The organism is Thermostichus sp. MS-CIW-26 (assembly GCF_054059115.1).
In genome coordinates, this window is the sequence record NZ_JBSSBV010000046.1 from 1 (window position 1) to 20,925 (window position 20,925).

Sequence of the window (20,925 nt, forward strand, 5' to 3'; positions counted from 1 at the left end):
TAAACCAGCCTAGAGGTTCGTGGTTGGCTTGCCAACTGCAGGGCTGCCGAAAGCCCGCCCTGTACTGCGAAGCAGTCAGGGTCGGGTAGTTTACGAATATTCTGCTTCGCCTCTCACCTGATCCTGCCGGACCTGTTCCCGCTCCCGGTTAAGGCGGGCCACCTGGGCTTCCAGATCTTGGATACGGTGCAGCAACTGTTCGATAGCCCGTCCCACTGGGTCAGGCATGAGATGGTGATCCAGGTCAATGCCATGGGCGGGGATGCGGCGCTGATGGGGCGGGATGACCGCACGGCCTGGGATCCCAACCACCGTCATGCCGGGAGCCACATCCTGAATCACGACCGCGTTGGCTCCGATACGAGCTTTTTCCCCAATGCGAACCGGCCCCAGAATCTTTGCCCCCGTGCCGACAATCACCCCATTTTCCAGGGTGGGATGACGTTTGCCCTTGTTCCAAGAGGTACCCCCCAAGGTGACCCCGTGGTAGAGGGTAACATCATCGCCAATTTCTGCCGTCTCACCGATCACCACCCCACAGCCGTGGTCAATGAAAAAGCGCCGCCCAATCTTGGCTGCCGGGTGGATTTCAATCAATGTGAAAGAACGAGCCAAGAAGCTGAGCAGCCGCGCTAGGAAAAACCAGCGCCGTTTCCACAGCCAGTGGGCGATGCGGTGCAAAAACAGAGCATGCACACCGGGATAAGTGAAGATGACCTCCCAGCGATTGCGTGCTGCCGGATCCCGATCGAAGACACAATCAACATCCTCCCAAAATTGCTGCCAGAACCCCAGTTTTGGCTCCGGCTTGCCAGCAGGGAGAGAATTGCCCTCCCCCGTTTTGGGGCTTTCCACCGCCGACTGCTCGGCCTCCGTCAGCATGAATGGTCTCCGTTTAGGAACCTCCACTCCCCTTTTAGCACTTTTTGCCGGCAGCAAGGAGAGATCTCCAATCGCGCCAAGGGAGCTCCGAAGCGCAACTCTCCACTGGGTCGAGCTCAAGCAAATTGCCTTCTGCCCTAGCCTTTACTCAACTGCTGAGCCACCAGTTGTCCAATAGCTTGGGCAGCTCCCGGCTTGCCCCCCAGCCGCTGCAACTCTGCCTGCATTTGCTGACGGCGCTGGGGATCTTCCAGCAGAACTCGCATTTGCTCGGCCACGGCCACCGGGCGCAAATGGCCCCGCAACTCTGGCACCACCTCTCGCCCTGCCCAGATGTTCGGCCAAGCCAAGTGACCTAGCCAACGCAGAGCAATTCTGTTGACGGCGCGGGCCAGCCAAGTGCCCAAGCCTGGAAGGCGGGTCAACAGGCCAAGAATCCCATCCCAGGCGCGCATTGCCTCCAGCTTGTTGGTAGGGATCACCACAACCATCGGCACCCCCAAATAGGCCAGCTCGGCGGTGTTGGCGCCAATGGTGGTCAGACAGAGATCACAGTTGGCCAGCACAGAATAGGCAGGGAAGCTTGTCCACAATTGCACCGTGCTGCCAAAGGGGGTAACAAACTGGGATCCCAGATTGGTCTGCTCCAGAATGGCTGAGGTGCCATAGATCAAAGCCATATCGGGATTGAGCTTGGGATGGGCATAGGCTGCCAGCGACTGGGGGGTTTGTCCTGGGGCCACCGGGATCACAAAGCGGACATTCGGCAGCATCTGTCGCAGCTCATCGGCCACAGCCAACACCAATGGCACCCCCAAGGAGAGCTTGGCTGGCTTGGAGCCTGGGAGCAGCCCCACCTGATAGTGGGTGCGGTTCTCATCGCTCAGACGCTGCCAGCCGCGCGGTAGCAATTCTTCAAAGGCCTCCGGCCCGCTTACGCGAAAGGCCTCCGGCCCGCTTACGCGATCGGTGAAGCGGTTCCCCACTCTCTCTGGCGCAGTTCTTACAGGCTCCCCCTCGCCGATGGAGCTGGGAGATGCATCTTGGAGCAGGCCAAAGGCTTGGGTTGGGGAAGAAAAGCCTGCCGTGGGTTTGGAGGCAGCGGCAGGAGATCTGCTGCCAAGCCAGCCGGAAAGGGGCACCCCCGGCAAATAGACAGCGCTGGCTACGCCATCCGCCATCAAATCCCCGACAACGTGCATTTTGTGGGCCCAAGGGTGGCCCAGCAGCCGTCCGCCATCGTAGCGGCGTTTGATGGCCTCGGTTCGCACGGCGAAAGCATGTACCCAAGGCCGCCAACGGGGTTGATGCTCAGCATAGACCACCAGCCGATAGCGCAAGCGGCGAGCAATCCAGACGGCAAAAAACTGATCCCCCCCCAGAAACAGCACCACCCCTCGCTTGGCCCAATCCCAGGCTTCTTCGGTTTGGCCGGTAAGCAAAAAAGCCAGAAAAAAATCGGGATCCTGCACCCGATCCACGTCGACGAACGCTTGCGCTATCTTCATCTCTTGCCCGGAAGCATGGGGGCAGGGGGACAGCACCAAGGAGAGGCGTGCCTGAGGCAGTTGCTGGCGCAATTCCATCACCACCGGACGCACCCAGGTGGTCAGCTCTCCAGGGCCGTTTGAGAGAATAAGAATGTCATAGGGAGGCTCACCGCTGCTCAGTGGGGCCATCGGAGGCTGGGATCCTGCAATTAATCGTCTCATTCTACCGTTTGCCCATGGCCCTGGGCCGATTCCTGCCAGTCCGGAGATTTGTCGGGATCCCTTCCCAAAGAGGCAGCCCCAGCGTCGGCTGAGGGGCAAGGCGTTCTTCAGAGAGGCATCTGGCCATGCGAGAGGCCAGGGGATCCCTCAGGCCAGCAGGGACCCGCCGATCATCCCCGCCAGCAGAATAAACCCTTGCACCACATTTTGGCCGAAGATGGCCAGGTACAAGGTGGGAGAGGCATTCCTTTGGTGGAGCTGCCAGGTTTGCCGGCCCCAGAGGACAGTGACGATGGCCAAGCTGACAAAATAAACTCCATGCAACCGTAGGCTGAGGCCTACCCCCAACAGCGCGATGGCAGTGCCCAAAAAAAATAGCCCTACCGCCGTCGGCGTCCGCTGCCCGAAAAAACGGGCGCTGGAATGGATCCCGGCCCGCTCATCGTCCTCCCGATCCGCAAGAGCATAGACGGTATCAAATCCCAGTGTCCACAACACCGTGGCCAGCCACAGCCAGCCCAGCCCCTCTTCCCACAGGGGTGTGTTGGCATCTTGGCCGCTCACCGCCGTCCAACTGATGAGCACGGCAAATCCCCACGCCAGAGCCAGCACCAACTGCGGCACCGGAAACACCCGCTTGGCCCCCGGATAGAGCAGGATCACCGGCACCGCCGCCACACAGAGGGCAAAACTGACCGGGTTGAGGAAAAGCGCCAGCCCTGCCGCACAGGCCAAACTCACCAGCGCCATCAGGATCCCGACGCCAACGGTCAACTCCCGGCTGGCCAACGGGCGATGGCGGGTGCGCTCCACCAGCGGATCCAAATCTCGATCCCAAAGATCGTTGATGACACAGCCTGCCCCACTGGCAGCCAGGCTGCCCAAAATGATGATCCCGACCAACGGCCAAGGGGGCGTTCCCCGTCCGGCCAAAAAAGCTCCCCACAGCGCCGGGATCATCAAAATCAGTCGCCCTGCCGGCTTGTGCCAGCGCAACAGCCGCAGAATGGCTCCGCCAGTGGCCCAGAGTGCAGAAGGGGAAGCAGACATAACCGGTTTCCGGCCAATCGCGACAGCGGGACGGAGTCCTTAAAGCGTGAGTTGCCGTTCGCGGGAGGGGTGCAGAGCACCATGAGGCGTGGGTAGGGGCGGCTCCACATTAGAGATCTTAAATCAATCATCCTGAATTGCAGGTTTTTGGAATCCTTTCGGTTCCATTCGCCGTCTCAAGGCCCTGTGCAAGTCAGTCCGCCCCTGTTCTCTTTATTGGCCTGCCCTGGAAGTTTGATATCCTATCGGGGGGCTGCTGTTGAAGGTGGCGGCACTTGCCCTTCTCACCCTGTGAGGCTGTTATCGCTACGTGACGCTTCCGCGTTCGTGACGGCGGTGCGGAGCACTTGCGTGCAGGCGCGACGGAGTTCTGTATGGAAGCAACCCTCTCCATGACCGGTCCACTTCCTCAAGCCAAGGAAGCTGCTTCCCATCTGGAGACCCTGCTGGTGGTGGATGACGAGGATGCCATTCGGGAAACGGTTGCCCTGGCTTTAGAAGAACAGGGATATCAAGTTTTACAGGCCGCCGATGGTCGGCAAGCCCTTGAGGTGGTACATACGGCTGAGCGGCTGGATTTGATGATCCTGGATTTGATGTTGCCCAGCTTGAACGGTTTGGATCTATGCAGGCTGCTGCGCAGGGAGGGCAACACGATTCCCATCTTGATGTTGACGGCCAAAAGTAGCGAAACCGACCGCGTGGTGGGCTTGGAACTGGGGGCCGACGATTATCTGACCAAGCCCTTTGGTATGCGGGAGCTGATCGCCCGCTGTCGTTCGGTGTTGCGCCGGCAACAACTGGCCCAAGCCAGCGATGCCACGGTGCTCCGTTACGGGGATCTGTGTATGTTTACCCAGGAGTGCCGCGTGTTGGTGCGGGGCGTTGAGGTGAGTTTTTCCCCCAAGGAATTTCGCCTGTTGGAGCTGTTTATGTCCAATCCCCGCCGCGTTTGGACGCGGGAACAGCTTCTGGAGCGCATCTGGGGATCCGACTTCATGGGCGACAGCAAGACCGTCGATGTACATATCCGCTGGCTGCGGGAAAAATTGGAGCTGGATCCCAGCAACCCAGAGTATTTGGTGACGGTGCGCGGCTTCGGCTATCGCTTCGGCTAGTCTTTTTGCTGGCCACGCCACCGGCGGGCAAAAGAGAGCGCCTCGGCACGAGTTTGAATCTGCCCCCAAGCCTGCGCCTCCTGGAGGTCTTGCAGCAACTGGCCTACCCAGGGGCCGGGTTTGGCCCCCAAGCTGTGCAGCAGATCGCGGCCATCCAGCAAGGGCACCAGATGGGCCAGGGGATCCTGGGGGTCTTCGTAGCGTTTGAGCCAAGACTCCAGCTTTTGAGGGTCGCCGCCCGTAGCCACCGCCAACAGCGCCAGGCCACCGAACAGGGATCCCGCCTGTTGATAAAGCCGCCACTGTTGCGCAGGGGTGGGGGAGTCCGTCAGGAGAAGCTGAAGCTGAGGCAGAAGATGGTGTAGCTTTTGGATGGCCCGCATTTCCGCTCGGCTGAAGCGCAGCCGCTCCAGCTCGGTTTCCACCCTTTCTGCCGTTTGTGTCAGTGGGACGGAGGCCTTGGTTCCTGCCGGATCCCACAACAAGGCCGCCAGCACCACTGCCAACAGCCTGCCGCGCCCTTCGCGTGAGGATGTCAAGGGCTGGGCCAGCTCTGCCAGCGTGCGGGGATACAGCGGTCGCCAGCGTTCGGCCCACTCCCACACCGCCTGAGCTTGAGGGAAGCCCGGACTTTCCGGTTTCAGGTGGGGCAGCCAAGCCTGCAGCAACCCCGCCGCCACCGCCCCCTGTAGGTGAGCCAGCCCGGGGATCCCTGCCTCCAACAGGGCCACTATCTCTGCCCGCACCCGTTCTGCCGCCACATTCGCCAAAAGGGGAGCCCGCTCCCGGATCGCCTCTTGCGTAGCTGGATCCAGCCCAAACCCCAGCTGAGCCGCCTGTCGATAACCCCGCAACAGCCGCACCGGATCGGCGCTGAGGTTGTCGGGGTGTACCATGCGCATCCGGCCCTGGCGAATATCGGCTTGTCCGCCCGTGGGATCCAGCAGTTGCTCCCGTTGCAGATCCAAGGCCAGGGCATTGCAGGTGAAGTCCCGCTGCCTCAGATCCGCCTCAGGGGTGGATCCCGCCTGCAGCCCCACGTCCACGGTCAACTTTGCCAACACAATGCGGGCAATCTGCCGTTCGGGATCCAAAACCACAAAGCCTGCCCCCAACCGCCGTGCCACTGCCGCTGCCCAGCCCACGGGATCCACAGCGCACATCAGGTCCAAATCCACCGACGCTGAGGACTCCATCCCACCGTCGCGAGCGGGATCCCCAGCAGCACGGCCCTGCAGCCAAGCCAGGTAAGCATCCCGCAGGGATCCCCCTACCCAATAGCTTTTCTGCGGCAGCCACTCTTGGGGGAAAGGCAGCCGTTGGTAAAAATAGGTCAGCAGCCACTTCGTCAGCAAGGCTTCGCTCGGGCTTAGGGTCATTCCCAGTCAAAACTCCATGAAGATGAGACACCTGGGGTGGTAGGAGAACGCTTCTGGGGGTATGAAGTCAGCGTCCTCGTCTGGTCGCGTCAGCGTTGCAGAGCAACAATGAGCAGAGCAACAATGAAATGCCTGGCGTTCTTCCCTACCGCTCCAGCAGCGAGCCGCCTACAGCAGCAGGGACAAAGGCAGGAGCTGCCAAGCCCGGAGTGAGCAGATGAGGCCGCACCAGCGCCGCCAAGCCAGCAATGAACAGAGGGTCGGTATTTAAGGCGGGCACACGGCGAAAATCGGCAATCCCAGCTCGATGGGCCAGTTCCCGATACTCGATGTCAATCTCCTGCAGGGTCTCGATGTGCTCCGACACAAAGCTAATCGGCACCACCAGCAACTGCTTCACACCTCGGGATCCCAACTCCAGGATGACCCGTTCGGTGTAAGGCTGGAGCCACCGCACCGAACCCACCCGGCTTTGATAGGAGAGGGTGTGGTCATTGGGGCGTCCCACCTGCTGCCAGATCAGCCGCACGCAGGCTTCCATTTCCCGTTGGTAGGGATCCCCGGCCTCGGTGACATAGCTTTCGGGAATGCCGTGGGCGCTGAACAGCACATGCACCCCCTCGGGAGCGGCAAACCCATCCAACTGTTCCCGAATCCCTCTAGCCATCGCCTGCACATACTGGGGCTGATCGTACCAAGAGCAGATCTGGCAGCGCTCGATGTGGGCCAGCTCCGGATCCTCAGCCCAGAGCCGATCCAGCAGCTTAAAGCTGGATCCCGTCGTGCTGATGGAATACTGCGGGTAGAGCGGCAGCACCACCAAGCGGGTGATCCCATCCGACTTGATCTGCTGCACCACCGACTCGATCAACGGATGCCAGTAGCGCATGGCAACATACACCGGCACGTCATAGCCCTCAGCCACCAGGTGGGCCTGCAGTTCTCGCGCTTGCTCAGCAGTAATGCGCCGCAAGGGGGATCCCCCCCCAATGGCCGCATAGTTGCGACGGGATTTTTCGGCCCGCAGCATGGAGATGGCCCAGGCAAAGGCCCGCTGCAAGAAGGGAAATGGCAGGCGGATCAGCTCGGGATCGGCGAACAGATTGTAAAGAAAGGGCTGCACATCAGCCTGGGTCTCTGGCCCCCCCAAGTTCAGTAGGAGCACGCCGCTTTTGGACATAACAAGGCTCATCGCGTTGGCGGTGCGGAGCACCATGTTCTTCTTTATCCACTATCCCACAGCGGGAAAGTGACCTTAAGTTTTTTTGCAGTCTTTCTCAGCTTTCCCCTCAGGAGAAACCACCCGATCGCAATCTCACCCAAACCCACAAGTCCGATCTGGGGACTCCGTCCCGCTGTCGCGAACAAAGTCCAAAAAGGGATCCCCGCCCACTGCAGGGATCCCCAGCCTTAAAACTCCACTGTCGTGCAGAGCAGCAGAGCGGTGTCAAAACTCTCGACCTCGGTAAACCCGCTGCAGGGCCGGAGTGACGGGGTAGCGATCAATATCGGCCAGGCTCAACTTCAAGCGCAGCGCATTAAGAAGTCTCCAGTAGGGGGGCACAAAAGCCTTTTCAGGGATGGGTTGGGCGGTAGGAGAAGGATCCCCAGAGCGGGCAACCGTCTCCACAGGGCAGCCGCGGTAGCGGAGCGGACGGGATCCGAGGTGAGCTGAGCGCAGCTCTCGGCTGGGATCCACCGTCAAGCCGCGAAACTGGATCGCCCCCGGACGAGAGGCTTCCCGATAGCGCAGATAGCCTGCCCACACCTGAGTAATCCACTCCGGCAAAGCTTCGGGCCGAATGTGATAGCGCTCCGGCAACAGACGGTCGTTGAGAAAACCCATCAGCCCAGACCAAACTTGCCAGACAAAAGCTCCGACGATGCGAGCAGCGGGAGACGATGAAATCTTCATGGTGGAAGCTGAAAAATGTAGAGAACCTGAAAAACCGGTGATGCAGCCAGAATTTGCCGTTGATTATACCAGCCCAGATGCATCGGAACGCTCACCCTGAACCTTTTGGCCTCGAGTTTTTCTGCTCACTGGAAAGCAGAAGCCGGCTTGCGGCCAAGCGCGTTGAGCCACCCAAATCCATCGACTACAATAAGCCCAAGGCTTGGGTGTTGCTTTCTCTCTCTGAATCTTTAGCTGGTGGGGATCCTGGAAGCGCACCGACAAGCAAACTTCACTTCAATGACCACTGCACCTAATAGGGATCGACGGATTATGACCTGGCGCGGCGACATCACTCCCATCAATCGGCTGTGGGGATCCCTTCCCTACCTTTTGCCTTTGGTATCGGCTCTGCCCTTGGGCTTTTTGCCCTCTGGGCTGTTTCAATCTCTGCCAGGGCTGATCCCCATTTTTGCGCCTCTGTTTCGTCTGGTGCCCCTGGCCACGGGCTGGCTGGGAATGTTTTTGGCTCTCCTGTTCCTGGTGATCCGCAACACCCGCGTAGCCCATTTTGTTCGCTTCAACACCATCCAGGCGCTCTTGCTCAACATTGCCTTGTTCTTGGTGCAGGTGCTGATGCAGGTGTTCGGCATGCTCTTTGGCAGCCTTGGTCTGGCGGCAATGGTCAGCATTTTGGCCACCACGGCTCTCTTGGGGGTGATTGCCATCACCGTCTACGCCTGGGTGCAAAACATTCGCGGCCACTACGCCGAGGTGCCGGTGCTCTCTGATGCCGCCTATGCCTGGATTCGCTACTAGTTGTCAAGTCCCTGCGGGTCTGGTTGCCGATTTGCCGACCTCATCGGAGCCTAAGCCAACTGATACATTTACGCTGAACACTGCTGAACATCACTGTTCAACTATGCAGCGATAGCATTCTGTTTGTTTCCAACCAGAATGGCGGTATCCCGCAAAGCTTTGAGTAGAATACCCAAAGCGCAGTTTCCGTGTCGTCTTACTACCAATTTTCTGCTTTGCTCTGGCTACCATGTTGGCAGACTCGAAAGTAAACAGAAAGATCAACTGGTAGTAATCCGTACTGAACATATTATACATTATTTTCAGTATAGTTGAGCTTATTATTGACTAGAGTCATGCTCTTCAGCTCTCAAGGATTGTGGGAGGCCGGGGTGCCATCGGATTCGAGTTCTAGTCGCGCCAGCAGGACAGAGTCCTTTGTTGGGCAAGCCCTCACCCACCTGGACGCCTCTGGCCGAGCACAAATGGTGGAAGTGGGACACAAGCCCATGGTTGCCCGCTTGGCCACTGCCCAAGGGCAGGTACGCATGTCAGAAACGACTTTGCAGGCTATTCTGGCCGGTCAAGGGCCCAAAGGGAATGTGGTGGAAACAGCCCGGCTGGCCGGGATCATGGCTGCCAAGCGCACCGCTGATCTGATCCCGCTGTGTCATCCTCTCCCCTTGAGCAGCGTCACCGTGGATCTGAATCCGGATCCCCATCTGCCCGGCTTTCTGATCACCGCTACAGTAAAAACCAACGCCCAAACAGGGGTGGAGATGGAGGCTCTGACAGCAGTTTCGGTGGCTGCCCTCACCCTGTACGACATGGCCAAGGCCCTGGAAAAGACGATGGTGATCGAAAACATCCGGCTGCTGCGCAAGTATGGGGGGAAGTCTGGGCCTTTCGAGGCAGAGGATCGGGATAACGCCGAGAAATGCTGAAAGCTTTGCAACAACCAGAGAGTGGTGTTGGGCTAGGGTTGTTGGTGGGCATTGGGGTGCTGCTCTGGCCCATGCTGCGCCAGGGCTATCCCATGACTCACTCCACTCACTTCAACCTCAGTTGGGCCTTTCAGTATCAACGACAGTTTTTCGGCGGGCAGTTTTACCCCCGCTGGCTGGAGTATTCCAACTTCGGCTACGGCAATCCTACCTTTGCCTTTTACCCCCCTCTGTGCATGGTGGCCCCTCTGCCGTTTCGCCTGCTGGAGCTGGATATGCCCGGATCCCTGGTGGCCAGCATGGGCTTGGCAATGGCAGTCTTTGGCGCAGGGCTGTATGCCCTTCTCCGGCAACTCATCCCCTGGGCTTGGGCTCTGGTTTTGGCTCTGGCGGGTATGGCCGGCCCCTATTGGCTGGTGGATATTTACCAACGGGGGGCAATGGGGGAAGTGTGGGCCATTGCTGTCTCTCCCTGGATTTTCTGGGCCTCAGTCCAGGTGATCTGCCGGCCCCAGTCCCTTTGGCCGATTGTGGCCTTAGCCATTAGCTACGGCCTGTTGGCCCTATCTCACTTGCCCACTTTGCTGGTCTTTACGCTAACTTGGCTGCCCCTGCCGTGGGTGCTGAGCCGTCGGGATCCCCTCTGGCCCAGGGTGGGGCGCTGCTACTTGGGGTTTGGGCTGGGGCTGGGGTGGACGGCGTTTTATCTGCTGCCAGCCTTTTGGGATCAGCGCCTCATCCAGGTGGAGTTGGTGAATTTTGTCGAAGAGTACATGCCCCAACATCGCCTGATGCTGAGTGGGCTAACCCGGCTCCAGCCGCAACTGACGCAGCACTGGTTTGAAAGCGGCCTGGTGGGGTACTGGCTCTGGATGGTGGCCGTTGTCTTGGGTGCTGGGATCCTGGTTTTCTGGGAATGGCTGGCCCGCAGGACAAGGGGGATGACCCCGATCCATTCCGTTCGCGCTAACGAGACGGAGTCCTTTGATGCCTTAGAATCCTCTGCTCCCCTGGCCAAAGCCATCCTGCTCTACAGCTTGGGGGCCAGCTTGGTGGCCCTGCTGATGATGACGGATTTGCTGGGTTGGCTCTACGAGTGGATTTTGCCCCTGCGGCGCATTCAGTTTTCTTGGCGCTGGATGGCGGTGACATCAGTAACCGTGCCCTGGCTGTTGGGATCCCTGGCCGCCTGGGGGTGGGGGCAAAAGGGCTGGAGGATCCTCTTGATTGTGGGGATAGGTCTGGCAATGGGGATACAAAGCTGGCAGGGCTGGCAGGTCTTGTCCAGGGCCTGGTTTGACCCGCAAACCATCCAAACTTTTCAAGAGCTGTCTGCCGCTAAGCCATTTCCCAATGAGCCCCAGCAGCGACCGGGCATTGCTTTTCTCCACATGCACTGGCGCTTTCCCGACGGGCTGGCGCTGGTGGATGTGCTGGAATACCGGCCTCGCCAGGCAACGCTGCCCATGCCGCCCCCAGAGGTGGATCCGCTGCTGCGGTGGCAGGGGGACGTAGTGGATTTTGGACAAGAGCAAGGCAATCTGGAGCCACTGTTGGAAGTGGAACGGTGGAGCTATGGCTACCGTCGTTTTCGGGCCGTTAACCCCACTGCTCAGGATCAATGGGTAGTCCTGCGCACGTTTTACTACCCTGCTTGGTGGGTACAGGTGGATGGTCGCCTCACATCTGCCGAGCACAATGGACTGGGGCTGTTGCAGGTGCGGATCCCGCCGGGGGATCATCGCGTGCAGGTGCGCTATCTGGGTACTGCAGCCGAGTGGATGGGGTGGATCTTGACCGGCCTGACGGGGGTGCTGCTGGTGAAGCTGCGGCGGCTGCTTCGTTTGTTGAATTTGAACGGAGCGCGGAGACAAGAAACTCCAGAGGAGGTAACAGCATGCTGAGTCGCGTGGCCGATTCCATCTACTGGCTCAACCGCTACGTGGAGCGCGCCGAGAACATCGCCCGCTTCATCGATGTCAATCTCAACCTCATCCTAGACTTGCCCAGCGGTCCCGCCCAGCAGTGGGATCCCATCGTCTACACCACCGGGGATCAGGAGCTGTTTTACCAGCGTTATGGCCAGGCGACCCAAGAAACGGTCATCCAGTTCCTGGCTTTTGATAGGGATTACCCCAACTCCATCCTTTCCTGTTTGCGGCTGGCGCGAGAAAATGCCCGTTCTGTGCGGGAGGTCATTTCTTCAGAAATGTGGGAGCGGGTCAACCGCTTTTATTTGATGGTCAAAGAAGCAGCTCAGCAAGGCCCCCACCTGAGTCAGCTCCACGATTTCTTCACGGAAGTGAAACTGGCCAGCCACCTATTCGCCGGGGTGATGGATGCCACCATGACCCACGGGGAAGGTTGGCACTTTGGCCAGATTGGCCGTCTTTTGGAGCGGGCAGACAAAACGGCGCGCATTTTGGACGTTAAGTATTTTATCTTGCTGCCCTCTCTGCAGTACGTGGGCACGGCTTTGGATGAGTTGCAGTGGATCGCCTTGCTGAAGTCGGCCAGTGCTTATGAAATGTATCGGAAATACAGCCGCCAACACCGCATCAATCCCAGGGAGGTGGCCTCTTTTCTCATTTTGGATCGGCAATTTCCCCGCTCTATTCAGTTTTGTCTTATTCATGCGGATCGATCCCTGCACCAAATCACCGGCACCCCAGCCGATACCTGGCGGGATCCCAGCGAGCGAGCTTTGGGCCGCCTGCGTTCTGAGCTGGACTACCTGACCATCGACGACATTATGGAGCAGGGCTTACATGAGTTTCTCGACAAATTGCAGCTACAAATGAACCACGTTGGCGATTGCATCTACGAAACTTTCTTTGCCACTCGCCCCTTGCAACCGTCTGAATCCCCTCTACTCTCTCAACGTCAAGCCCAACTGACATGAACGGCCTCGACTGTGACATACTCCCGCACTCATGCTGACGCAAAGCGCTCCGCGCCGCTAAAGCGAAAGAGTACGGGCTTCTCAGTGACTCCTGTGAAGGACATTTCCTGAGCTTTGAGAACGGGATGCCCCACCGCTCTGTATTTGATGTTTATCGCCGCGTTGTGGTCTCGGCCTAGTTCCAGTCCACAATGCGGGCAAGAATGCCATCTGTCTCGAATGGTTTTCGGTACTTTTTGACCGCACTGAGAACAGTCTTGGCTTGTGCCTCTTGGATCCACTGCAATCGCCCTCAGCCCAGCTCTTTCAGCCTTGACTGCGAGAATTTGCAGGAATTGCCCCCACCCAGCGTCATAGATGGATTTCGCTAGTCGGGTTCTCGCAATACCTTTGGTGTTGAGCGCCTCATACGCAATATGCTTCCCTTTGCTTACTAGCTTCTTGGCTACTTTGTAGTGGAAATCTTTACGCTGATTGGCCACCTTGAGGTGCGCCTTAGCCACTCGCCTTAAGGCCTTCTTGCGGCGGTTTGACCCTTTCTGCTTGCGGGATAATGACCGCTGCAGCCTCTCCAGGCGCTTTTGGGCGCGGCGGTAATACTGGGGCACTGGGACGGACTCCCCTGTATCGGTCACCAAAAAGGAGTCCAGCCCCATGTCGATCCCTATCGTGTTCTCCAGTGTTGCAGGCTCAGGAGCAAACTCGGGGACGGACGCATCTTGCAGGCTCAATGTCACATACCACCCATCAGCCTTACGGGTGATGGTGGCAGTCTTGATAACAAACCCGTCAGGCAACGGACGGTGCTGAATCAGCTTAATTGCTCCGATTTTGGGCAGATGAATAAACTTCCCTTGAATGCAGTCCTGTTTTACCTGGGGAAAGGTGAAGGAACGATACCGGCCCGCCCCTTTGAATCTCGGCCTTCCTGCCCTCTTGCCGTTACGGTCGCCTTTCAGCCAGCGGTCGAATGCTTTGTGCACCCGCTCTATGCAGTTTTGCAGGACTTGCGAATGGATTGCTTGGTATTCGGGGAACCTTGCTTTGGTATTCACCAAGTCTCGTTTTTGGGAGTAGACATCCGGCCTGTCTTTCAGCTCAGGCAAATGACAGATTAAGGGGCAGGCGTTTATATCACAGCGGTTTTGTTCCCACCAGTTAAGCCGCTCTGCCAACCGATAGTTGTACTGCTTGCGCAACAGCTCCAGCCATTGCTCCATCAGGACAACTTGACTGGGCGTAGGCCGCAGGCGGTACTGATAGGCAGTCCTCATCTTAAGCGTACTCAGAAACCGCTACACTGATTATAGCGCCAGCAGGGATTAGCGGCCATGAAGCATGATTTTGTTTCCAGCGGCAGAGCTGTATCTGATTTGAAGGCACACTTGGTCTTAACCACCAAGCACCGTCGCAAGGTATTTACCAGCGAAATGCTGCAGCGATTACATGAAGTTATGTATGACCTTTGCCAAAAGTGGGGTTGCAAACTTATTGAGTTCAACGGCGAGGCAGACCATGTTCATCTGCTGTTCCAGTACTACCCGCAGGTGGATCTGTCCAAATTGGTAAACAACATCAAATCCGTCTCTAGTCGCAGGATGAGAAGCGAGTTTGCGGATTACATCAGCAAGATATACCGGAAAAATGTGCTGTGGAATGAATCTTATTTCATCGCTTCATGTGGTGGGGTAACAGTCTCGGTATTGCGCCAGCACATTGAGAACCAAGGTACTCCCGCCTCTCATCCCGGCCCAAGCGCTCCGCGCCGCTAGCACGTTCGCTTCAGCGGGCCGTAGGCCATACGTCCTACGGACAGAGGGCGGGGCTTCTCGGCGGTTTAGCTAAATGCAACGAGAAAAACAGGACACCTGGCCAATTGGGCTGGATCGGCAGCCGACGGGAGTAGATGAGGCAGCCTTTATTGCCGCCAATGCCACACTGATCGGCGATGTCCAACTTGCGGAAGCGGTGAGCATTTGGTACGCGGCCATCTTGCGGGGGGATCTCTCGCCCATTGTCATTGGCCGCCGCAGCAATATCCAAGATGGAGCCATTCTGCACGGGGATCCCGGACAGCCGACCCTGGTTGGCGAGGAAGTGACCGTAGGCCATCGAGCGGTCATCCACAGTGCCCACATCGAGGGGGGATGTCTGATCGGGATTGGGGCCGTTCTCTTGAGCGGGGTCACCATCGGGGCAGGCAGCATGGTGGGAGCTGGAGCGGTGGTCACCCGGTCTGTGCCACCTCGCTCTTTGGCGGCGGGGATCCCGGCCAAGGTTATCCGCACCCTCACCGAGGAAGAGGTCGAGCAACTGCGCCTTCACGCCCAGCACTACGTGGATCTGGCGCTTCAGCATGCCAGCTGCCTTGGTCAGTGGAGCAGATGTTCGGGCGAGCGGCTCTGAATCTATTTTGCAAGCCGTCTCTCAACAGCCGGGATCCGCGCAGAGCACCCAGGTATCTTTGCTGCCGCCCCCCTGGGAGGAGTTCACCACCAGAGATCCCTTCTTGAGGGCGACGCGGGTCAGCCCCCCTGGGTGAACGTAGATCTCTTTGCCATAGAGGATGTAGGGCCGCAAGTCCACATGACAGGGCTCCAGACGGGGGCCTTCTCCCCGATCCACCAAGGTGGGCACGCGAGAAAGGCACAGGGTGGGTTGGGCGATGTAGTTGCGCGGTTGGGCGCGGATTTTCTCGGCAAAAGCAGCCCGCTCTGCCGGTGTGGCCTGGGATCCCATCAACATGCCGTAGCCACCCGACTCGTTGGCTGCCTTCACCACCAGCTTGTCCAGGTTCTCCAGCACATACGCCTGATCCTTAGGATCCCAGCAGAGGTAGGTGGGCACGTTGGGCAAAATGGCTTCCTCTCCCAGATAGTAGCGGATCATCTGGGGCACATAGGCGTAGATCACCTTGTCGTCCGCCACCCCTGTTCCCAAAGCGTTGGCAATCGCCAGCCGCCCCGACCGGTAGACCTCAAACAGGCCGGGTACCCCCAAGAGGGAATCAGGGCGAAAAGCAAGGGGATCGATGAAGTCATCGTCGATGCGGCGGTAGATCACATCCACCCGCTGCAGCCCTTTGGTGGTGCGCATTTGCAAATAGCCATCGGCCACCACCAGATCCCGCCCTTCCACCAGCTCCACCCCCATCTGCTGGGCGAGGAAAGAATGCTCGAAGTAGGCGGAGTTGTAGATGCCGGGGGTGAGCACCACCACCGTTGGGTTGGCTAGGTGCGGCACCAGGTTAAGCAGAGTATCCAACAAATGGCTAGGGTAGTCGTCCACCGGGCGGATCCCCATGGTGTTGAACAGGGAGGGAAAGGTGCTTTTCATCACCCGCCGATTTTCCAGCACATAAGAGATTCCCGACGGACAGCGCAGGTTATCTTCCAGCACGTACCAAGTTCCGTCCCGATCCCGCACCAGGTCGGTGCCGGTGACGTGGCACCAAATTCTCCCCGGTGGGTTGAGCCCCACACAGGGCCGCAGAAATCCCTTGGCCGTTTCGATCAGCTCGGCAGGGATCACCCCATCCTTAAGGATCTTCTGGTCGTGATAGACATCGTCGATGAACAGGTTGAGGGCGTGGATGCGCTGCTTGAGACCCTTCTCCAGCCGCTGCCACTCGGAAGCCGAGACGATGCGGGGAATGATGTCAAAGGGGAAAATTCGCTCCGTGCCCTGGCTATCGCCATAGACGTTGAAGGTCACCCCCATTTGAAAGAGGGCCGCCTGCGCCGCCGCTTGCCGCTGCTGCAGTTCCCCTTCTTCCAGAGAATGAATGCGCTCAATCAGCGGGATCGCCTCAGGACGGGGCTGGTTACGCCCCAAAAACAGCTCGTCGTAAAACCCCTCGCCCGGGTCGTAGGCATCAAAACGCACGTCTGGGATCCCTGGAACGCTATCTTCTTCTACTGTTGGCGGCTCTGGATCTGCATAGTGTGCTTTCAGCTACTTTTAGCCTGGTAAAAAGAAAGGACTCCGTCCCGCTGACGCGAAAGGACTCCGTCCCGCGAACAGTGGGTTGGCCAAACCAGGGGGGAGCTCTAGGGATCCGCCACCTCAAAGGCCCATAGCCCCCGCTCGGCAGGGATCCGATGCAACTGCCCCTTGGGAAAGCGCCGTTGCAGCTCTGCCCCCTGCTGATCCCATACTGCCTCATTCGTGAACAGGGTAAACGGCGGTTCTAGGTCTTGGCCGGGCAACGTCTCTGGGGAAAAAACCTTCACCTCCTGCTCCGGCCCAGCAAAAAATTGAATCCAACTTTGCCAGTAGATAGGCTCTCCCCAGCTGAAATAGGGGTAGGCAGTGCTAGCCGCCAGATAGAAGCGGTAGTCGGGATCCATTTGGCGAGCTGCCACATAGCGCCCGGTGGCCCCCACATCGTTGCCCTGCGTCCAGCCTTTGTGGACAAAGTCTCCAAAAATGGCCAGGTTCCACCCCCCAATCAGCAGGATTGCCCCCGCCATCGCCGCCGCCGGCAGCCAACTCCCGGCCCGGGATCCCCAGCGTTCCAGGAGACCTGCCAGCACTTGGATCCCTTCCAAGGTTAGATAGGCTACAAAGGGCAGGATCACCAGCAGGCGGGTGTAGTTGGGGGCTTTGGTGATGGCCAAGCTAAACAGCAGGTAGAGAAATAGGAAGCTGCCGATACAGAGCCAGTCGTGGGGCTGGCTGCGCTTCTTGAAAAGGCGGTAGAGGCCGGATCCCAGCCCCAGCCAGATCAAAATCCCCGTCAAGGGATCCACAAAAGCATGGCCGTAGTTGGGATAGATGTAGCCGCGGTCGTGCTGGCCGGGGTCGTTGAACATACTCAGGCCGTTGAAGATGTTGCGCCAGACCGCCTCCTCCGGGGTAGCCGCATTCACCCACATCTGTTGTAACGCCCGCCCTTCCGGGAAAAAGAGAAATTGTTGGCGAGAGTACTCGGCGCTCACCGCAGGTGCTGTGACCGTGGCCACCAGAATGGGCCCAGCCACCAGAAAAAAACCCAACGCCGCCGGCACCGTCAGCTTAGCCAGGACCCAGAGGGGATTAGCTTGCTTGTTTTCTCCTCGGAGATCTGCCTGCCCCAAGAGCAAGTACAGAACTCCAAACAACAGCCCCAACAGGATCACCACCCGCCCCGGCAAATAGCCGTACAGAGAGAAGCCCGCCGCCCCTCCCCCCAGATAGAGCAGCAGGGGGTTTTTCTCCCGCACCCCCTTCAAGATCAAGGCCAAGGCTGCACACTCTACCAAGACAATGAGGTTTTCCCGCATCGCCATACGGCTAATAGCCAGCAGGGCATGGTTGGATCCCAAGAGGGCTGCCCCCGCCAAAGCCAGCCGGGATCCCCAAAATGCCCGAAAAAACCCGTAGGCCACCAGAATGGTGACGACCCCGAAGGCGGCATGTACCGTGCGCACATTGAGCAGCGTGACTCCCCCCATCAGCCGCGTCAGGCCGCCGAAGAGGCTGAACATGAAGCGGGGGAAATAGAAATACTCCGGCATCAGCCCAAAGATATCGGGATAGCGCACCCCTGAGGCGCGACGGGCCATGGAGGTGATCACAATCTCGTCAGTATTGATCTGAAAAGGGATGTTGGGCAGGTCGTAGAGGTAGATCGGGGCAAAGACCAACACCAACAGCCCCAGGTGCAACAGCTCCTGTTGCCAGCGCAGCCGCGTCGGATCCCAAGGGGGTTGAGCCGGGGAAAACTGCGCCCAATACAACCCCACCAGCAGGATGCTCAGCAGCCAGAGGCCAATCTGCAGCACGTGGTAGCCAAACACCCCGTACCAGAGGATCAGGGCTACCCCCAAGCCCAAGCCGGATCCCAGCAGGGGCAGATGCCGGGAGGTCATCACCCTATCCCAAACCGCCATAGAACCGATACGACTGGAATCAGGAACGAATCGATCCCTCTCAGCCTACCAGGCGCAAGATGCTCGACAAAACCAGAACTCAGTCAGCGCCCTCCCCCCTAGTCTTTCTCCCAAGGGGCGAGGGGAGATCAGAAAAGGTTGGAATCAAAACTTTGCCCCACCTGTTCTAGGGATCGCCAACAGGGATTCACAAAATCAATAACCCCGCATCGGCTCCGCCTCTGGCTCCAATTCCGGATCTATGAAGTTGGACGGATCGTAGAGGAAGCGGTTGACCTCGTCCTCAATGCGATAGATCTCGAAGGGCTCCAATTGTTTGCCAGTTCGCAAGGCCAGCAGGTAGCCATCCACCAGCAGACGTAGCTCATCGGTGCGCCGGTAGCCCCGCTGCCAGGTATCCACCAGAGCATCGGTCAAAGCCTGATAGTGCCGGATCAACTTTGGGTCTTGCAGCATGGTGTTCCCTTGCCCTGCCTGTTTCTATCCTAACGTTTGGTGTCTCTTTGTAAGCGGGGATTGCGAACGGGATCCCGAAGCTTGGTCTCTTCTTGGCTTCAAGCCATGGGCAGGTGCAGCCGCGAAGGCGTCTCGCCACCGCTGCGGAGAGTGATGGTGAGAATGCGGGCCTCAATCAGCCGCTCTTCCCACATTCCCGTGCCTGTGTTGACAGGATAGGCCGGAAAACAAGCCGCGCTAAGGCTGAGGCGCAGAGCATGACCGCAAGGAATGCGAATACAGGTGGGCTGACAGGGAATCAGAATGGGGGTACTGGGCTGGGGATCCCGTAGGCGACAATAGCCTTGGGAAAAGTTATACACCTGCCCATCGGGCCTTACCACCGAGAGCACAGCGCAAAGATCGAAACTGGGGCTGTCGGCCTCCGCGTACACCTCCACAGCAATGTCCCCGACCAGAACCAGCTCGGCTTGCAGCGGCGGAGTGGTATAGGTCAGGACATCGGTGCGGCAGTCGAGGGCGGAGCGCTCTTGCGGCCCGGCAGGCTGAACTAGGTGGCCCCCCAAGGCCGGCACCGGTCGCCAGGGATCGTGAACAAAGGTATCCGATTGTTGCGTCGGCGAGGGTTCAGGGCGAAGGGATCCCTCTGCTTCTGAAAGGGCAGCCAAGCTGGTGCTGTGTAGGTAAAAAGCTTTTGGCTCAGGGGTAGGCCAAGCATCAAAGCCGCGCCAGCGGTTGGATCCCATCTCGAACAGGCGTACCGGCGGCTCCTGGAGGATCCCTGTATCTTTGCCTTTGAGGAACTGGTCAAACCAGCGCACCTGCAGGCGATCGATGGGGCTAATGGCCTCTGGGCCGAAATCCAACGCCCCCACTTTGCGGCCCCAAGGGAGATGGGCCCAAGGGCCGATGATCAGGTATTGAGGGTTCTGGCTGCGGGCACGCATTTCCTGGTAGAGGCGCAGGCTGCCACTCAGGTAGCTGTCAAACCAGCCGGCAATGTGTAGCATCGGCAGATCCACCACCTCTAGGCGGGGAGAGAGCTTGCGCCAGTATTCATCCGGCTCGCTGTGCTCCAGCCAGTCGAAGTAATAGGACTGGGGCGCATATTGTTGCAACACCCCCGGCTTGAGGGGGATGGGGTCATAGAGGGGGAGGTTGCGGGCAGCTTTCAAAAGCGCTTGGTAGGCATTGGCATCCCCCCTGAGACGCGCCCCTTCGGTCTCCAGTTGCAAGGCCCAACTGAGGTTGTTGTAGAAGGCAAAGGCCCCCCCTGGGTAAGCGGCATCGGCATAGAGATCGTAAGGCAGCATCGCCGGGCAGAGGGCCTTCAAAGCCGTCGGACGACTGGAAGCGGCATACAGCTGGGTCATGCCCTGATAAGAGAAGCCGTACATGCCCACTACGCCGTTGCTCCCCGGCAAGGCAGCCGCCCAATTGACGGCGTCAAACCCGTCTTCCACCTCATGGCGGAAAGGGTAGAAGGATCCCTTGGAGGTTCCCCGTCCGCGCACATCCTGGATGACCACAATGTACCCCTGGGCCGCATACCACCTGGGATGGGCATACACCACCGTCGAGGCAATGGCCCGCCCATAGGGCTGCCGCATCAGCAAAACCGGGTAGCTCCCCTCCCCTTGCGGGCGATAGACATCCGCGTCCAGTTGGATCCCGTCGCGGGTGAACATGGAAACAGTTTCGCGGGGGCGAACGGGCAACATGGCCTGGGTTGGGCTAGCGGATCTTGCCAAAGGGATACCAACCAAGGACAACCTAAGGGATCCCTGGGTGGATTCTTCCTAAGATAAAACAGAAGCCCTTATGAGAGCATGACTCTAGTCAATAATAAGCTCAACTATACTGAAAATAATGTATAATATGTTCAGTACGGATTACTACCAGTTGATCTTTCTGTTT

18 protein-coding genes and 1 pseudogene are annotated in these 20,925 nt (G+C 58.7%); 7 read left to right on the top strand and 12 right to left on the bottom strand.

Features of this window, described 5'->3' with window-relative positions; genetic code table 11:
* Nucleotides 1-90: 90 nt before the first annotated feature.
* From cysE to ACVWZU_RS12025, 3 genes are all read right to left on the bottom strand, one after another.
* Nucleotides 91-882 (bottom strand): serine O-acetyltransferase, encoded by a 792-nt coding sequence (gene cysE, locus ACVWZU_RS12015; RefSeq protein WP_414331426.1) that lies wholly within the window; start codon nucleotides 880-882, stop codon nucleotides 91-93.
* Between the two features lie 137 nt (nucleotides 883-1,019).
* Complete coding sequence (locus tag ACVWZU_RS12020; protein ID WP_457445105.1) at nucleotides 1,020-2,561, bottom strand: hypothetical protein; 1,542 nt, start codon at nucleotides 2,559-2,561, stop codon at nucleotides 1,020-1,022.
* A gap of 180 nt (nucleotides 2,562-2,741) precedes the next feature.
* Nucleotides 2,742-3,644, bottom strand: coding sequence for a 4-hydroxybenzoate solanesyltransferase (locus ACVWZU_RS12025; RefSeq protein ID WP_414375223.1), 903 nt, complete (start codon nucleotides 3,642-3,644; stop codon nucleotides 2,742-2,744).
* 374 nt (nucleotides 3,645-4,018) lie between these two features.
* Here ACVWZU_RS12025 and ACVWZU_RS12030 point away from each other — a divergent pair, with 374 nt between their 5' ends.
* Entirely contained in the window at nucleotides 4,019-4,762 is a 744-nt protein-coding gene (locus ACVWZU_RS12030; protein WP_414419555.1) for a response regulator, read from the top strand.
* On the opposite strand, the gene ACVWZU_RS12035 is transcribed toward ACVWZU_RS12030, so the two are convergent.
* The 3 genes from ACVWZU_RS12035 to ACVWZU_RS12045 form a co-directional block, all read right to left on the bottom strand.
* Nucleotides 4,759-6,141, bottom strand: a complete 1,383-nt coding sequence (locus ACVWZU_RS12035; protein ID WP_457445108.1) for a CCA tRNA nucleotidyltransferase — start codon at nucleotides 6,139-6,141, stop codon at nucleotides 4,759-4,761. The two genes, ACVWZU_RS12030 and ACVWZU_RS12035, sit on opposite strands and share 4 nt — an antisense overlap.
* 145 nt (nucleotides 6,142-6,286) lie before the next feature.
* Complete coding sequence (gene hemH / locus ACVWZU_RS12040) at nucleotides 6,287-7,321, bottom strand: ferrochelatase (protein ID WP_457384038.1); 1,035 nt, start codon at nucleotides 7,319-7,321, stop codon at nucleotides 6,287-6,289.
* 267 nt (nucleotides 7,322-7,588) lie between these two features.
* Nucleotides 7,589-8,056, bottom strand: coding sequence for a hypothetical protein (locus ACVWZU_RS12045; protein WP_457445110.1), 468 nt, complete (start codon nucleotides 8,054-8,056; stop codon nucleotides 7,589-7,591).
* 312 nt (nucleotides 8,057-8,368) lie between these two features.
* On the opposite strand from ACVWZU_RS12045, the gene ACVWZU_RS12050 reads away from it, so the two are divergent.
* On the top strand, nucleotides 8,369-8,854 hold the full coding sequence (locus tag ACVWZU_RS12050) for a Tic20 family protein (protein WP_457445112.1): 486 nt from the start codon (nucleotides 8,369-8,371) through the stop codon (nucleotides 8,852-8,854).
* A gap of 101 nt (nucleotides 8,855-8,955) precedes the next feature.
* Here the strand turns inward: ACVWZU_RS12050 and ACVWZU_RS12055 are convergent.
* Nucleotides 8,956-9,139: pseudogene (locus tag ACVWZU_RS12055) on the bottom strand (hypothetical protein); the annotation flags it as partial.
* An 86-nt stretch (nucleotides 9,140-9,225) separates the two neighbouring features.
* On the opposite strand from ACVWZU_RS12055, the gene moaC reads away from it, so the two are divergent.
* From moaC to ACVWZU_RS12070, 3 genes are read left to right on the top strand one after another with little or no spacing between them, the layout of a single operon-like run.
* Nucleotides 9,226-9,777 (top strand): cyclic pyranopterin monophosphate synthase MoaC, encoded by a 552-nt coding sequence (gene moaC / locus ACVWZU_RS12060; RefSeq protein WP_457445114.1) that lies wholly within the window; start codon nucleotides 9,226-9,228, stop codon nucleotides 9,775-9,777.
* Nucleotides 9,771-11,681 carry a hypothetical protein gene (locus ACVWZU_RS12065; RefSeq protein WP_457445116.1) on the top strand — a complete coding sequence of 637 codons (1,911 nt, stop codon included), beginning with the start codon at nucleotides 9,771-9,773 and terminating at the stop codon, nucleotides 11,679-11,681. The genes moaC and ACVWZU_RS12065 overlap by 7 nt, the downstream gene beginning before the upstream one ends.
* Complete coding sequence (locus ACVWZU_RS12070) at nucleotides 11,675-12,679, top strand: alpha-E domain-containing protein (RefSeq protein WP_414400092.1); 1,005 nt, start codon at nucleotides 11,675-11,677, stop codon at nucleotides 12,677-12,679. Before ACVWZU_RS12065 ends, ACVWZU_RS12070 begins: the two co-directional genes overlap by 7 nt.
* Nucleotides 12,680-12,708: 29 nt before the next feature.
* Here the strand turns inward: ACVWZU_RS12070 and ACVWZU_RS12075 are convergent, their stop codons facing one another.
* The gene (locus tag ACVWZU_RS12075; protein WP_414416980.1) at nucleotides 12,709-13,953 is read right to left on the bottom strand and encodes an RNA-guided endonuclease InsQ/TnpB family protein; all 1,245 of its coding nucleotides are present in this window, start codon (nucleotides 13,951-13,953) and stop codon (nucleotides 12,709-12,711) included.
* Between the two features lie 57 nt (nucleotides 13,954-14,010).
* Between ACVWZU_RS12075 and tnpA the strand changes: the two genes are divergently transcribed.
* Nucleotides 14,011-14,451: an IS200/IS605 family transposase gene (gene tnpA / locus ACVWZU_RS12080; protein ID WP_457445119.1), complete on the top strand. Its 441-nt coding sequence runs from the start codon at nucleotides 14,011-14,013 to the stop codon at nucleotides 14,449-14,451.
* A 73-nt stretch (nucleotides 14,452-14,524) separates the two neighbouring features.
* Complete coding sequence (locus ACVWZU_RS12085) at nucleotides 14,525-15,085, top strand: gamma carbonic anhydrase family protein (protein ID WP_457445121.1); 561 nt, start codon at nucleotides 14,525-14,527, stop codon at nucleotides 15,083-15,085.
* Nucleotides 15,086-15,106: 21 nt separating this feature from the next.
* Here the strand turns inward: ACVWZU_RS12085 and ACVWZU_RS12090 are convergent, their stop codons facing one another.
* The 4 genes from ACVWZU_RS12090 to ACVWZU_RS12105 form a co-directional block, all read right to left on the bottom strand.
* Nucleotides 15,107-16,564, bottom strand: a complete 1,458-nt coding sequence (locus ACVWZU_RS12090; RefSeq protein WP_457445123.1) for a circularly permuted type 2 ATP-grasp protein — start codon at nucleotides 16,562-16,564, stop codon at nucleotides 15,107-15,109.
* 164 nt (nucleotides 16,565-16,728) lie between these two features.
* A complete protein-coding gene (locus ACVWZU_RS12095) occupies nucleotides 16,729-18,531 on the bottom strand; it encodes a glycosyltransferase family 39 protein (protein ID WP_457445125.1) in 1,803 nt (600 codons plus the stop codon).
* Between the two features lie 216 nt (nucleotides 18,532-18,747).
* Nucleotides 18,748-19,008: a DUF6761 family protein gene (locus tag ACVWZU_RS12100; RefSeq protein ID WP_011434405.1), complete on the bottom strand. Its 261-nt coding sequence runs from the start codon at nucleotides 19,006-19,008 to the stop codon at nucleotides 18,748-18,750.
* 98 nt (nucleotides 19,009-19,106) lie between these two features.
* On the bottom strand, nucleotides 19,107-20,729 hold the full coding sequence (locus tag ACVWZU_RS12105; RefSeq protein ID WP_457445127.1) for a CocE/NonD family hydrolase: 1,623 nt from the start codon (nucleotides 20,727-20,729) through the stop codon (nucleotides 19,107-19,109).
* Nucleotides 20,730-20,925: the final 196 nt, after the last annotated feature.